13 protein-coding genes are annotated in these 12,350 nt (G+C 70.7%); 5 read left to right on the top strand and 8 right to left on the bottom strand.

Annotated features, from left to right (window positions below):
- Positions 1-1,933 (bottom strand): helicase-related protein (locus tag ABZS66_RS29225; protein ID WP_354763139.1); only part of this gene is annotated, 1,933 nt, incomplete at its 3' end.
- 25 nt (positions 1,934-1,958) lie between these two features.
- On the opposite strand from ABZS66_RS29225, the gene ABZS66_RS29220 reads away from it, so the two are divergent.
- Positions 1,959-2,762 (top strand): DNA-formamidopyrimidine glycosylase family protein, encoded by an 804-nt coding sequence (locus ABZS66_RS29220; RefSeq protein WP_354763137.1) that lies wholly within the window; start codon positions 1,959-1,961, stop codon positions 2,760-2,762.
- Between the two features lie 53 nt (positions 2,763-2,815).
- Here the strand turns inward: ABZS66_RS29220 and ABZS66_RS29215 are convergent, their stop codons facing one another.
- Positions 2,816-3,619, bottom strand: a complete 804-nt coding sequence (locus ABZS66_RS29215; protein WP_354763135.1) for a hypothetical protein — start codon at positions 3,617-3,619, stop codon at positions 2,816-2,818.
- Positions 3,620-3,736: 117 nt separating this feature from the next.
- Here ABZS66_RS29215 and ABZS66_RS29210 point away from each other — a divergent pair, with 117 nt between their 5' ends.
- The 3 genes from ABZS66_RS29210 to ABZS66_RS29200 all read left to right on the top strand — a co-directional run bounded on the left by ABZS66_RS29210 (position 3,737) and on the right by ABZS66_RS29200 (position 6,254).
- Complete coding sequence (locus ABZS66_RS29210; RefSeq protein WP_354763133.1) at positions 3,737-4,087, top strand: helix-turn-helix transcriptional regulator; 351 nt, start codon at positions 3,737-3,739, stop codon at positions 4,085-4,087.
- 32 nt (positions 4,088-4,119) lie between these two features.
- Complete coding sequence (locus ABZS66_RS29205; RefSeq protein ID WP_354763131.1) at positions 4,120-5,127, top strand: hypothetical protein; 1,008 nt, start codon at positions 4,120-4,122, stop codon at positions 5,125-5,127.
- A gap of 113 nt (positions 5,128-5,240) precedes the next feature.
- A complete protein-coding gene (locus tag ABZS66_RS29200) occupies positions 5,241-6,254 on the top strand; it encodes an RNA polymerase subunit sigma-70 (protein ID WP_354763129.1) in 1,014 nt (337 codons plus the stop codon).
- A 133-nt stretch (positions 6,255-6,387) separates the two neighbouring features.
- On the opposite strand, the gene ABZS66_RS29195 is transcribed toward ABZS66_RS29200, so the two are convergent.
- The 6 genes from ABZS66_RS29195 to ABZS66_RS29170 form a co-directional block, all read right to left on the bottom strand.
- Positions 6,388-6,972 (bottom strand): dihydrofolate reductase family protein, encoded by a 585-nt coding sequence (locus ABZS66_RS29195; RefSeq protein ID WP_354763127.1) that lies wholly within the window; start codon positions 6,970-6,972, stop codon positions 6,388-6,390.
- 103 nt (positions 6,973-7,075) lie between these two features.
- Positions 7,076-7,618, bottom strand: a complete 543-nt coding sequence (locus tag ABZS66_RS29190) for a GNAT family N-acetyltransferase (RefSeq protein WP_354763125.1) — start codon at positions 7,616-7,618, stop codon at positions 7,076-7,078.
- A gap of 55 nt (positions 7,619-7,673) precedes the next feature.
- Positions 7,674-8,879: a DUF4041 domain-containing protein gene (locus tag ABZS66_RS29185; protein ID WP_354763123.1), complete on the bottom strand. Its 1,206-nt coding sequence runs from the start codon at positions 8,877-8,879 to the stop codon at positions 7,674-7,676.
- A 169-nt stretch (positions 8,880-9,048) separates the two neighbouring features.
- Entirely contained in the window at positions 9,049-10,326 is a 1,278-nt protein-coding gene (locus tag ABZS66_RS29180; protein WP_354763121.1) for a hypothetical protein, read from the bottom strand.
- 199 nt (positions 10,327-10,525) lie between these two features.
- Positions 10,526-11,059 carry a GNAT family protein gene (locus ABZS66_RS29175; protein WP_354763119.1) on the bottom strand — a complete coding sequence of 178 codons (534 nt, stop codon included), beginning with the start codon at positions 11,057-11,059 and terminating at the stop codon, positions 10,526-10,528.
- Between the two features lie 22 nt (positions 11,060-11,081).
- Positions 11,082-11,564 carry a hypothetical protein gene (locus ABZS66_RS29170; RefSeq protein WP_354763117.1) on the bottom strand — a complete coding sequence of 161 codons (483 nt, stop codon included), beginning with the start codon at positions 11,562-11,564 and terminating at the stop codon, positions 11,082-11,084.
- A gap of 105 nt (positions 11,565-11,669) precedes the next feature.
- On the opposite strand from ABZS66_RS29170, the gene ABZS66_RS29165 reads away from it, so the two are divergent.
- Positions 11,670-12,245, top strand: coding sequence for a hypothetical protein (locus ABZS66_RS29165; protein WP_354763115.1), 576 nt, complete (start codon positions 11,670-11,672; stop codon positions 12,243-12,245).
- Positions 12,246-12,350: the final 105 nt, after the last annotated feature.

Genomic DNA, 12,350 nt, shown 5'->3' with positions numbered 1-12,350 from the left:
CGTGATCGATCTCCCCGTCGGCCAGGTTGTCGTCGTCGCTCACGTCCGGCCACGGGGCGCCGAGGGCGTGGTGGAGGAACGCCATCCGCCGCCGCAGCGGGGTCCACGGCAGTCCGCGCCTGCGCCGGGCTTCGTTGCGGGCCCTGGAGACGAGGTCGGGCGCGTCGATGCGCTGCTCCCGCAGGGTGATGGCGCCGAGCCGCTCCACCCGCTGGGCGCCGTTCGCGCTCACCTCGTCCACGGTGGACAGCAGCGCGCTGCCGGCCGCTCGCGCGGTCTCCTCGTCGATCGGGGCGGCCAGCCGGACCCGGGCGTTGACACTGCCGTGTGGACGGTCGGCGGCGGCGATCGCCAGCCACTGCTCGCCCGTCAGTGCCGAGTTCCTGGCCAGCGTCGCCTCGGTGCCGCCGGCCATGAGGTAGCCGTCGCCGCGCCGCCTGGCGATCCACTCCGGGTAGGCGAGGCTGGCGATGATCCCGGCGGCGTGTTCCCGGCCCCGTTCCCTGCCTTTCGCGTCGATGAGGCGGCGCAGGCGGTCGGCCTCGGACCTGGTCGCGGGCGTCAGCTCGACCGCGGTCAGGTCGTCGGTCGTCGTGGCCGCGTCCTCGCTCAGCACGGCGACGATCTCGGCCGCGGTCCGTGCGCCGACCCGTGGCGCGCCGTCGAGCAGCGCGCGGGCGAGCCGCGGGTGGGCGCCGACCCGCTGCATCCGGCGGCCCCGCCCGGTCACCCGGTGGTCCGCGTCGAGGGCGCCGAGGGCTTCGAGGGTCTGCCGCGCCACCCGCATCGCCCCCTCGGGCGGCTGGTCGGGCAGCGCCTCGTTGTGCAGGCCGCCCCAGCAGGCCAGCGCGAGCGCGAAACCGGTGAGGTCGGCGGTGGCCACCTCGGGCTCCGGCTGCTCGGCCCGCCGCTCGTGCTCGGCCTGGGACCAGCACCGGTACACGATCCCCGGCGCCTCCCGGGCGGCCCGCCCGGCCCGCTGGGTGGCGTTCGCCTTGGCGGCGTTGACGGTGACGAGCCGTCCCAGTCCGCGGGCGAGATCGACCCGCGGCACCCGGGCCAGCCCCGCGTCGACCACGACCCGCACGCCGGGCACGGTGAGGCTGCTCTCGGCGACGTCGGTGGCGAGCACGATGCGGCGTTCGGTGCCGGTCTTCACCAGCGCCTGGTCCTGCTGCGCGGCCGGCAGCCGTCCGTGCAGGACGACGGCGTCGCCGAGCTGCCGCCGGACCTGCTCGATCTCCGCCATGCCGGGCAGGAACACCAGAATGTCCCCGGCGGTCTCGTCCCACGCCGTGCGGACCGTGGCCGCGACATGGTCGAGAAACCCGCGGTCGACCCGCATCCCCTGGGCCGGCCGCATCGGCTGCCGGGGCGGCACCCACCGGACGTCGACCGGGAACAGCCCGCCCTCGGCCGCGACGACCGTGCCGCCGAGCTTGTCCGCGAACCGCTCGGCCTCCGCCGTGGCCGAGGTGGCCAGCAGCCTGAGGTCGGGCCGGATGGTGGCCCGCGCCTCGACCAGGAACGCGAACGCGAGGTCGGTGTCCAGCTGCCGCTCGTGACACTCGTCGAGCACCACGGCGGACACCCCCGGGAGCTCCGGATCCGCGAGCAGCCGCTGCACGAGCAGCCCGGTCGTGACCACCTCGACCCGCGTCCCGGGCCCGGTCCTGCGGTCCCCGCGCACGGCGTACCCGACGCTCTCCCCGACCTGCTCACCTCTGAGCTGCGCCATCCGCCGCGCGGCGGCCCGGGCCGCGATCCGCCGCGGCTCGGCCACCAGGACGCGCCCGCTCTGCAGGTGCTCGTCGAGCGCGAGCGGCACGAGCGTGGTCTTCCCGCTCCCGGGCGGCGCCACGAGCACCGCGGTCCCCTGGTCGAGCACCTCGAGCAGCCGCGGAATCGCCGGGACGACGGGCAATGCCTGCACGACGTCGGACACTACGCTCGTCGGCGTGCCTGAACTTCCCGAGGTGGAGTCCGCCCGCGCGGTGCTGTCGCGGTACGCCCTCAAGCGGCGCATCGTGGACGTCGACGACTCCGACACGTACGTGTGCCGCCCGCACCACCCGGGTGAGATCCGCGCCGCCCTGGTGGGCCGGTTCCTGACGGCCGCCAACCGCCGCGGCAAGAGCATGTGGTGCGACACGTCCGGCGACGGCCCGGTCCTGGGTATCCACCTCGGCATGTCCGGCAAGGTGGTCTTCGCCGCCGCGGACGGGGAGGAGATCGACGGCGGTGACTACTGGGAGCGCGGCCGGGCGAAAGGCGACTATCGCTTCGCCCGCTTCGCGTTGCGTTTCGAGGACGGCACCAGCCTGCTGCTGGTCGACCCGCGCCGGCTGGGCCGGGTCCGCCTGGACCCACCCGTCGAGCGACTGGGCCCGGACGCCCGCGAGATCACCCCCGCGCAGTTCCGGGCGATGCTCTCCCGCGGCACGGCCCCGGTGAAGGCCAGGCTGCTGGACCAGGAGGCGGTCGCGGGCGTGGGCAACCTGCTGGCCGACCAGACGCTGTGGCTGGCGAAGATCAACCCGGCCCGCCCGGTGGACGAGCTGTCCCGCCCGGACGTGGACCGCCTGCTCCGCGCGTTACGGACGGCGGTGAACGCCGCAGTCGACGGCGGCGGCGTCCATGTGCTGTCGGTCATCCCGGCCCGTCACCCGGACGGCAGGTGCCCCAGGTGCGGCGCCCAGATGCACCGGGGCGTGGTGGGCGGCCGCACCACGTGGTGGTGCGGCCGCGAACAGTCCCGCTAGCCGGCCGGTGTTGTCGGAGGGCTTTGTCCAGGCTGCTTGTCGGACGGCTTTGTCTAGGCGGCTCGTTGGAGGGTGGCCGGCCCGTCCCCGAGCAGCCGGGCCACGGTGGCCCCGGCTCCTTCGGGCGCCGCGGGCGCGAGCCACCGCAGGGTCTGCAGCGCCGGCCGGGCCGGGCGATCCGCCCGCTCGACGGCGTCGACGAGCAGCAGGCACCGGGTGCCACCCGGAATCCGCACCCCACCCAGCACCACGGCCTCCGTGGTCACCCGCAGCCACCCGACCATCCCGGCCCGGGCGGTGCGCGAAGCGTCCCAGACCGCCGCCGTGAGGGCACTCACCAGCCAGGCCACCTCGTCGAGCGAGACGTGATCCCGCCCGGTCCCGCGCCAGAACAGCAGCTCGTCCAGCACGGTCTCGGGCGGCCGGGGCGCGCCGGCCCGCTCGCGCACGATCTGGACGACCTCTGCCTGCAGCACCGCCAGCGGCACCGCGGCCCGGACCACAGCGTCGACACTGTCGCGCCCGCCTTCCCGGCACCGCGCCGCGACCCGTCGCAGGACGGAGCCCGGCACCCCGACGACCTCGGCGACCGCGCCGGCCAGATCCCCGCGAGCACTCCGGACCCGAGCCCCCCACAGCAGCCGCGCCTGCGTGCGCGTGTCCGGCCACACCAGCCGCAACAGCCCCCGCAGGCGCGAGTCGAGCACCGGCACGGGCAACCCGCCGACGAGACTGGTGACGTCGGCGAACGCCGACGGATCACTGCAGACCTGCCCGACCGCGGCGTCACCCGCGATGACGGGCAACCCGATGACCGGCTCGGACCGAATCAGGTTCGCGGCCGGGTCGAACAGCACGAAGCACCTCCAGGGGGAACGACGCCGTTGAGCATTCGAACACATGTTCGATTCTACCGCAACGGCGCCCGCCCGGCGATCTCCCGCCATACCTTCGCAGCCGATATATTGGCTCGCGTGGAGACCCCGCTGCGAGAACCCACGTTCCTGATCCTCACCGCCCTGGCCGGCGAGCCTTTGCACGGGTACGGCTTGATCGCCGAGGTGGACCGGCTGTCCGGCGGCCGCATCTCGCTGCGGCCCGGCACGCTGTACGGGGCGCTCGACCGGCTGGTCGACGCCGGCCTGGTGCGCGTTGACCATGAGGAGATCGTCGAAGGTCGGCGGCGCCGCTACTACCGGCTCGCCGAGCCCGGCGGCGAGGTGCTGGCCGCCGAAACCGAACGCATGCGCCGCAACGTCGATGCCGCGACCGCCCGGTTGCGTGCCATCCAGGCTGCGCCCCGCCTCAGTGGAGGGGTCGCATGAGCCCGGAAGGGCGGGACCAGGGAGGCTCGACCATGACCGATCTGGAACGCCGCTACGCGCGCTGGACGGCGCTGTTCTACCCGGCCGGCTATCGGCGGGAGCGTGGTTCGGAGCTGGTGGACACCTACCTGTCCCTGGCCGCGCCCGACCGCAAGAGGCCCTCGGCAGCCGACGTCGCGGACCTCGCGGTCGGTGGGCTGCGCCAGCACCTGCGGATCGCGCAAGGCCTCGGTCCCGGTTTCCGCCTCGCCGGCCTGCTCGCGCTGACCACGCTGGCCGCGTTCGCGACCGGGTGGGCGATCTTCGAGGCGGTGGCGCCCACGTTGCTGCGGTTTCGGTATGCCGGGCCTTTCCTGTCGCTCGGCGTCGCAGCGTGGGCGGCCTGGCTGCTGGCCGTCGTCATGCACGTTGTCGCGCCCGGCCGGTGGTTCCGGTGGGCGGCCGGCCTCGCCGTGCTGGTGACTGCGGGCGTCGTGCCGGCTGCGATGCTGACCGGAATGCCCCGCCCGCCGCTGTTGGTGCTGCTGCCCCAACTCGTGCTCGGTATCGTCGCGCTCGGCGCGGCCGGACCGCAACCCTGGTGGGTTCGGCTGATACCGCTCGCCGCCGCGGCAGCGAGCGTGCCGGTCGCCGCCAGTGCCGCGCCGCACCTCGTCTTCTCCGGCGGCTACTACCAAGCCGCCGCAACGGCATTGCCGGCCGCTGCGGTGACACTGCTGATCGGCGCGACGCTGCTCGCGCTCGGCCTGGCCGCCCGGCACGACTACCGCGGCGTCTGGGCGCTGCTGATCCTGCTCACACCGATCGGCATGCTGGCGCTGAACCCGCTCGGCGCGATGCTCGACGACGCCGGCCCCGGCAGGCCCATCACCCCGGCATGGTCATCCATGGTGGCCGCATCAGTGCTGGTATTGACGGTCGGCCTGGTTTCGATGCCGCTGGCCCTCGCGGCGCGGGGCCGACTGCCGTCAGGCGGCCGACCATTCCACACCGACGCGGGCCGTTGCCCAACCTGCGGCGCGCCCTCAAAGTCGGCGTGATACGCCGGCTCCGGCGCCGGACGGCCCGGTGTCAGCGGCTCTACCCCGATCAGAAATCCTCCGTCACGTCGTCAGTTCTGTTAGCTTCTCGCACGGGTGGAAGGACTGATGACATGACCGACGCCAGACTGCTGGGCGCCGACGAGGCCGCGTTCATCGCGGCGGTCCGCTCAGACGACACGGCGCGGTTTGCCCTCATCACGGAGCGCCACCGGCGTGAGCTGCAGGTGCACTGCTACCGGATGCTCGCGAACTACGAGGACGCCCAGGACCTGACGCAGGAGACGTTCCTGCGAGCGTGGAACAAGCGGGCGTCGTTCAAGGGCCACGCGGCCCTGCGGACCTGGCTGTACCGGATCGCGACGAACGCCTGCCTCGACTTCCTGGAGAAGCGCAACGACCGCACACCCGTACCGGTACCGTCCGAGCTGGCGGACGTCGGCTCCGAGGTGCTGTACCTGCAGCCGTACCCCGACCGGATGCTCCCCGAGGACCCGCAGGAATCGGTGGTGGCGCGGGAAACGATCGAGCTGGCGTTCATCGTCGCCGTCCAGCACCTGCCGCCCCGGCAGCGGGCGGTGTTCATCCTGCGCGACGTCCTCGGCTGGCCGGCGGCGACGGCCGCCGACGCCCTCGAGCTGACCGTCGCATCGGTGACCAGCGCACTGCAGCGGGCCCGTGTGACGATGCGCGAGCAGCTGCCCGGCCGCCGCCTCGACTGGCGGAGACCCGCCACCCACGAGCTGTCGAATGACGAGCGCGGCGTGGTGAAGTCATATATCGACGCTCATGAGCGCAACGACCTCGACGGGCTGATGTCCCTGCTGCGCGAGGACCTGCGCTTCGTGATGCTGCCCGAGGCGGGCACCTCGGTCGTCACGGCCAAGGACGCGGTGGACGGCTGGGTCTCCGGTGGGCTCTTCCAGCCCGGCTACGACGACTGGCGCTGTATCACCACGACGGTCAACCGCATGCCCGCCGCCGCGCTGTACCGCCGCACCCCCGACGACCCGGAGTACCGGTTGTTCAACATCGCGGTCCTGCACATCGTCGACGGGAAGATCGCCGAGCTCACCGGATTCGACGCCACCGACAAACCATGGCTGGACCTGCCCCCGACACTGTGATCACACATGTCCCCGTCGTCGACGAGTCCAGCGCCACGGGCCGCCCCGCCGGCAACGCCGGCGGGGCTTGTTCATGCCCGAAGAACATCGTCACGATCAACGTGGCCTCACGAGCCGATCGTCCGGCCCGCGCTCATCGCCTCGTCTCGTATCGGGTCAGCAGCACGCCGCCGGGAAACGTCCGCGTCTCCACCAGGGTCAGCCTCACCCAGCTGTCCAGGGCCGTGAAGAACGGCGTGCCGCCGCCCACCAGGACCGGGTATGTGACCAGCACGTACTCGTCGATCAGCCCGGCCCGCATGGCCGCTGCGGCAAGTGTGGCGCCGACGATGTCCATCGGGCCGCCGTCCTCGGCCTTGAGCCGGGTGATCTCGGCGACCGCGTCGCCGGTGACCAGGCGGGTGTTCCAGTCGACCGTGCTGGTCGTCGAGGAGAACACCACCTTCGGCATGTCCCGCCAGCGGCGGGCGAACTCGATCTCCGCCGGGGTGGCGCCGGGCTGCTGGTCGGCGGTCGGCCAGGTGGAGCTCATCGCCTCCCACAGCTTGCGCCCATACAGCGCCAGGCCCGTCGCCGCCACCCGGTCGGACCACCACTGGAACAGCTCGTCGCTCGACGACGAGTCCGGTCCCTCACCCCCACTCCAGCCGAGGTCGTCGCCGGGCGCGGCGATGTAGCCGTCCAGGGTCACATTCATGCCGAAGGTCAGTTTCCGCATGGCGTCAGCCTTCCGTGAGTTGGTCTCACACGTACAGACGGGCGCCGCGCGAAAACCTAATCGGTGCGCGATCCGCGTCCGCAGGCGCGCCGCCGGCCGGTGGCTACGGGCGCTCGACGGCGAGCTCGACCTCGCGACCGGCCGCGGAGGTCGCGGTCACGCCGGTCGGCTTGAACCCGGCCTTCTCGTACATCGCCCGGGCTCGCGCGTTGTCCTCGTGCACGTACAACCGCACGCGCTCGACGTACGGCTCCGTCAGCGCCCACGACCAGTCCAGCGCGGCCCGGAAGAGCGCCTCGGCCAGCCCGCCGCCACGCGCCTCGGGCCGCACGAACACCGCCACGACCTGCGTCTGCGCGATCTCCGACGTCTCGCCGAAGTAGTCCTGCACGCCGGCCGGCTCGACGAGCACGGTCACGGTGCCCGACCAGGACCCGTCCGGGCCCTCCCCGACGAACTGCCGCACGCTCTTCCCCTCGGCCGCGCCCGCCGCCCGCCCCTGCCAGAACTCGTCCGGCATCGCAGCGGCCGCGTCATACGTCTCGAGAAAGGCGATGGGCGCGACCGGATCCCGCAGCGCAGCGAGCCGGATCTCCTTGACCAGCGGCCAGTCCTCGGCCCGGACCGCTCTGATGGTGTACGTCATCGCGCCATGCTGGCACCTGACGTACGCACCGGTAACCGGGTTTTTCGCGAGCGGGCTACGGCTGCTGCCACCGGCCTTTGCTCTGGAAGTACTCGGACGCCTCCGGCTTCTCGGTGAACTCGAGCAGGCCGCCGGCCTTCTCCTGAAGGATCTCCCGCACCTCGGCCGGCGTGACGAAGAAGAACTCGCGCCGTTCGTTGACGAAGTTCACCCGCCGATCGGCGAAGGCCTTGTGCAGCTCGTTCTCCAGCGTGATCGCATCGCTGGAGAAGTACAGTGCGTGCATGTCGTAGGGGAACGGCACCGACGCGTCGCCGAGCTCGCGAACCCGATCGAGTGGTTCGAGCCGCCGAGTCATGCCGATCTTGACGACGCCCGGTCCGAACGCCCCGATGTTCGAGATGACGTAGACGTAGCCGGCGCGGATGTTCGCGATGCGGTAGTCGTTCTCGCCGATCGCCTGGTCGATCTCCGCGAGACGCCGGGCCATCTCGGTCGCGGCAGCTTCGTCGCCGTTGGCCTGCAGCGTGGCGTAGACGCTCTCGTAGTGCGCTTTCTCCTTCTCGAGGCGCTCGCGCTCCGCCGCCAGTTCCTGCTCGGCGCGGCGCTGCTCCCGCAAGAGCTCGCGCTCCTCACGGGCCCGCTCGCGTTCTTCCTGGATCTTCATCTGGAAGTCGGCGGTGAGTTCGAGCTCTTGCACGCGCAGGCCGTGGTACAGCGGGTTGATTCGCATTTCCATGATCGTTCCGAGCCGCTCAATTGCGGCGACGGACGACTCCAGGCGCCTCTTCGCGGTCGTGATGTTGCCTGATCTCAAAGACCGCACGCAGTTGTCCGCCTCGGCGTTGTAGGCGCGAAGCATCAGTTTGGACAGGTCCGCAACCATCTTGCGACCCTTGGCGAGCGAACCCGAGAACGTGAACATGTCGGCGGCAAGGACCGCACGGCCGGCCTTGATGATGTCGTCCATCTCGGATTCGAGGGCGCGCAGGCGTTCCTTGTAGGCGGCAGCGTCCTCCAGCGGGTGGTGGTACCGGTAGACGCCGACATCTTGCAGCACGCGCTGGTCATCGAGTTCGACGAGAGCATGGTCCACACCCGCCCGCGCGTGCAGCAACGCGGCTTCCAGCTCGGCGATCCGGGCAAGGAGTGCGCTGTTCTCGGCATTGGCCGGCGCGACCGTCTCCGCAGAAGGCGTGGGAGGAACTGCGTCAATGCGGCTCTGGTGCGGAATTGCCGCCGGCGGTCTGTGGTGGCGCACGGCGGTAGAGGGCTCCGTGCCGGATCTCGGTTGGTCAGGCCCGTCCGGGAGCCAGAGTTGCCATCCGTCGGGTGGGGCCGGCCATGACGGGTCAGGATTCCAGCCGGCCGGTGGTGACCACCCGGCAGGAGGTTGCGGCCAACCCGGCGGAGGATTGAATCGCATAGGCCTATCTTCCCCGGATGCGCACACCGGCGCTGGTGTCCGCCGGCGTCAGGTCGAATGGTGACTTGGACAGCGTCGCGCCGAGGTGCACAAGGGTGGCATGGGGGACCACGTGGGCGAGGTCGAAAGTGCCAAAGGTGTCGCGGTCGGCCGCCGCGACGACCAGCGGAACTTCTTCCGGCCGCCCGGTCGCGGGGGCGGTCCGGTCGGTGCTCACGCTCAGCGCGATCGACCGGATCTTCGCGGCCCGGTCGGCCTCGAAGATCTCGTGCAAGGTGCGCAACGCCACCTGCCACACTGCGTTGGCGTAGCGCTCCTTTCGTTCTTTTGCCGGTAGCGCCGTGGGAACGATCTCGTCCTTCGCCTTGACGTATCGGTAGCCGCGCACCGCCGGTATGGCGCTGGGATCCGGAACGGTCACCTGGAGGGTGAGTTCGCGACTGCTGATGTCGAAGCTGTGCTCGTAGGTGACTGAAAATGCATCCGGATAAACGGAGTTCGACAACACCACCGCGACGTAGTCCCGAATAGCGGACTCGACGTCGAATGCGAGGTTGTTGATGAACTGCGAGAGGTTCTGATTGTGCGCCTCGGCCTCCACCTCCCGCTGCCGACACTCCTGTCGGTAGATCTCCTCGGCCGCGTCGAGCTTCTGGACGCGATCCTGGTCGGCCTTTCGGCGCCGCTCGAGTTCGGCCGAGTACCCGGCATGCATCCGAGCGCAGTGTTCCCGCCAGGCACGGTGGGCCGTCTCGTGCGTGGCGCGAGCCTGCGCAATCGCCTCCTCATACCGCTTCTTGCCGCCGAAGGCGCCGGACAGTCCCGTAGGAGCGGCTGGTTCCTGGTACTGCGGTTCGGGCGGATACACCGGCGGTGGTGGCGGCGGCACCGGCCGGGACAGCGGACCCGCGTCGAACGGCGGGTGTTCCACAGACCGGATCCTCAAGGATTCGAGGTCGACGTAGTCGTCCACGTCGAGCGTGGATGCGAGGAGACCGTCCAGGTCTTCGAAGAGTTGCGCGAGATCGGCGTTCATCGCCTCGGCCTCGGCCGTGCGCGCCTCCACGTGCATGCGCGCCGCCAGCCGCTGCGCCTCCGCGTGCTCGGCCGCACTCGCTCGGGCTGCTGCGGCTGCAGCTCGCTGGTACGCCTTGTATGCCCGCTCTGCTTCGCGCTGCGCCGCGACTTGGGCCCGGTAGGCGGCGGCCGCTTGCTGTCTGCGCCGCTTCTCGGCTTGCTGAGCCTGATAGTTCAACTCGGCGAAGAACCCACGTCGTGCCACGCGTCAACCCCCGTTGGTCCGGCGCACCGCACAGTACCGAGACCTCCGAAGCGGAAAGCATTGACCAAATATCTGATTCTCACGTGCCGGTCGGTGATCCCACCGATCTGTTCGGCCAGGCTCGCGGCGTGCTCCGGAAGCCTCTTGCCACAGGTAGCCCAGTGCTGATTTGCAGATCGCGAGATGGCCTCCGCACAATTCAGTCAGTTGCTGCCCAGGACCGATTCACCACCTGGTACATGGCGTGGTCCTGCCACCGGCCGGCGATGTTGAGGTACTCGGGCGCCATGCCGAACCGGGTGAACCCGTTACGTTCCAGCACCCGCCGCGATCCGGTGTTGTGCGGGAGGATCTCAGCCTGCACCCGGTGCAGCCCCAACTCCTCGAAGGCCACCCGCACGATCTCGGACACAGCCGCGGTCGCAAACCCTCGGCCGTTGTGGCCGGCGTTCACCCAGTAGCCCATCGCGCATGACTGGAACGGCCCGTACACGATGCCGCTGAGCGTGATGCGGCCGATCGGGAGGCTGGAGTCGTCGAGGATGACGTGCGGCAGCTTCGCCCCCTGCCCGTACTCGTCGAGATCGGCTTGGATGACGGCGAGCTGGCCGGCTGCGGTGAAGTAGTCCTCGCTCCGGACCGGCTGCCACGGCTCAAGAAACTCACGGTTGACGCGAAGCAGCTCGGCCAGGGCCGGCGCGTCCTCCGGCGCAAGGAGTCGGGTGATCTTCACCCGGCCATCCTCGCAAGCCGCCTCATGCGCCGGCGAGCCAGTCTCCGACGGTCAGGTAGGCCGCGAGCTCCCGCGGGACCGGTCCCGGTGTGAGCAACCATTCGTCGGCGAACGACGCGACGACCAGGTCCGCGCGTTCGAATCGCAGTCGGACACCTCCGACGGAAGGCTCCGAGGTGTAGCCCTGGATCGGCGCGACATTGCGCAACAGCTGCCCTGCGTACGCGGCCAGGAGGTCGGGGGGCTGCGCCGGCCCGACCCGCGTCTCCCCGTATTCCTGCATGTCGTACGAGGCGTACGGCTCGGCGAACTCCAGCAGCAGGTGCTCGCCGCATCCGTGGGCCATGACGGGTGGCAGGCCGGCGAAGTGCAGCCAGCAATGCAGGAGGCTCGCGGCGTCACCGTCCCTGCGCCCTTCGTACCAGTAACGAGCCTCGGTCACGCCGACGAGCCGCCGCCCGACCAGGCGACGCAACAACCCGATGACGGTCGGCGGCTGTTCCATGGGCGGCACCCTAACGCGGAGGGCATCACATGATCGCCCCTGCGCATGGAAAGCTCGTCGAGGTCGCGCAAGGTGTGTGACGCAGGGAGATCAGCTGGAGGTGCCGTGGGGGTCAACATCGATGAACGCGGCCGGCCGTGGACGATCTCGGGCGGCGGACCGATCATCGTGGTCCCGGCCGAGCTTGCCGGGCACTGGCGGGGGACGTCGCCTCCCGTGGGTGCCGTGGTTCCTCAAGGGTGGACCTGGGGCGATGCGAACGGCCCGGAGTGTGACTACGACCGGGCATGCGATCCGCCGGTCTTCGAGGGAACTCCGTACGGTGGCTTCGGGTGGGTCGACGTCCAGGGCCGGCCGGTCCTGGTCCTTGACGGTGAGATCCTCACGTGGTTCGAGGCGGACAGCGCGGGCGGGGTACTCGTGCGTTCGTCGATCGGTGAGGCCGCTGCCGATCCTGCGAAGGTGCCCGCAGGTAGCTGGCGTTCGGTCGGAGTGGACGTCATCACGCTGACCGACGGTCGCCTGTACATGTTCGACTCCGCCGCCGAAGGGGCCGCGGATCCGGCGCGGATTCGGGCGAATGACGGGGTGGGCGTCGTCACGCTCGGGGCCGGACGCTGGCAGGTCGATGTCGCCACCGACGCGGACGAGGTGGACTTCATCCGCTTCCGTCGCGCCTGAGGATCGCACGACCGTCCACTTGAGACGCCGTGAACGCTGATTCGAACACATGTTCTAGTGCGCCCGTAGTGGCGACAGTGATCATCGGCGATATCCGGAATAGCT

Source organism: Dactylosporangium sp. NPDC005572, assembly GCF_040605515.1.
In the GTDB taxonomy this organism is placed as follows: domain Bacteria; phylum Actinomycetota; class Actinomycetes; order Mycobacteriales; family Micromonosporaceae; genus Dactylosporangium.
Note: the sequence above shows the minus strand (reverse complement) of the source record. Positions and strands in the feature narration are given on the sequence as shown.

Excerpts from the sequence above, each read along its gene's own strand:
- ABZS66_RS29205 (WP_354763131.1), top strand. The coding sequence starts at position 4,120 with ATGACCGATCTGGAACGCCGCTACGCGCGCTGGACGGCGCTGTTCTAC.
- ABZS66_RS29200 (WP_354763129.1), top strand. The coding sequence starts at position 5,241 with ATGACCGACGCCAGACTGCTGGGCGCCGACGAGGCCGCGTTCATCGCG.
- ABZS66_RS29195 (WP_354763127.1), bottom strand. The coding sequence starts at position 6,972 with ATGCGGAAACTGACCTTCGGCATGAATGTGACCCTGGACGGCTACATC.
- ABZS66_RS29190 (WP_354763125.1), bottom strand. The coding sequence starts at position 7,618 with ATGACGTACACCATCAGAGCGGTCCGGGCCGAGGACTGGCCGCTGGTC.
- ABZS66_RS29170 (WP_354763117.1), bottom strand. The coding sequence starts at position 11,564 with ATGGAACAGCCGCCGACCGTCATCGGGTTGTTGCGTCGCCTGGTCGGG.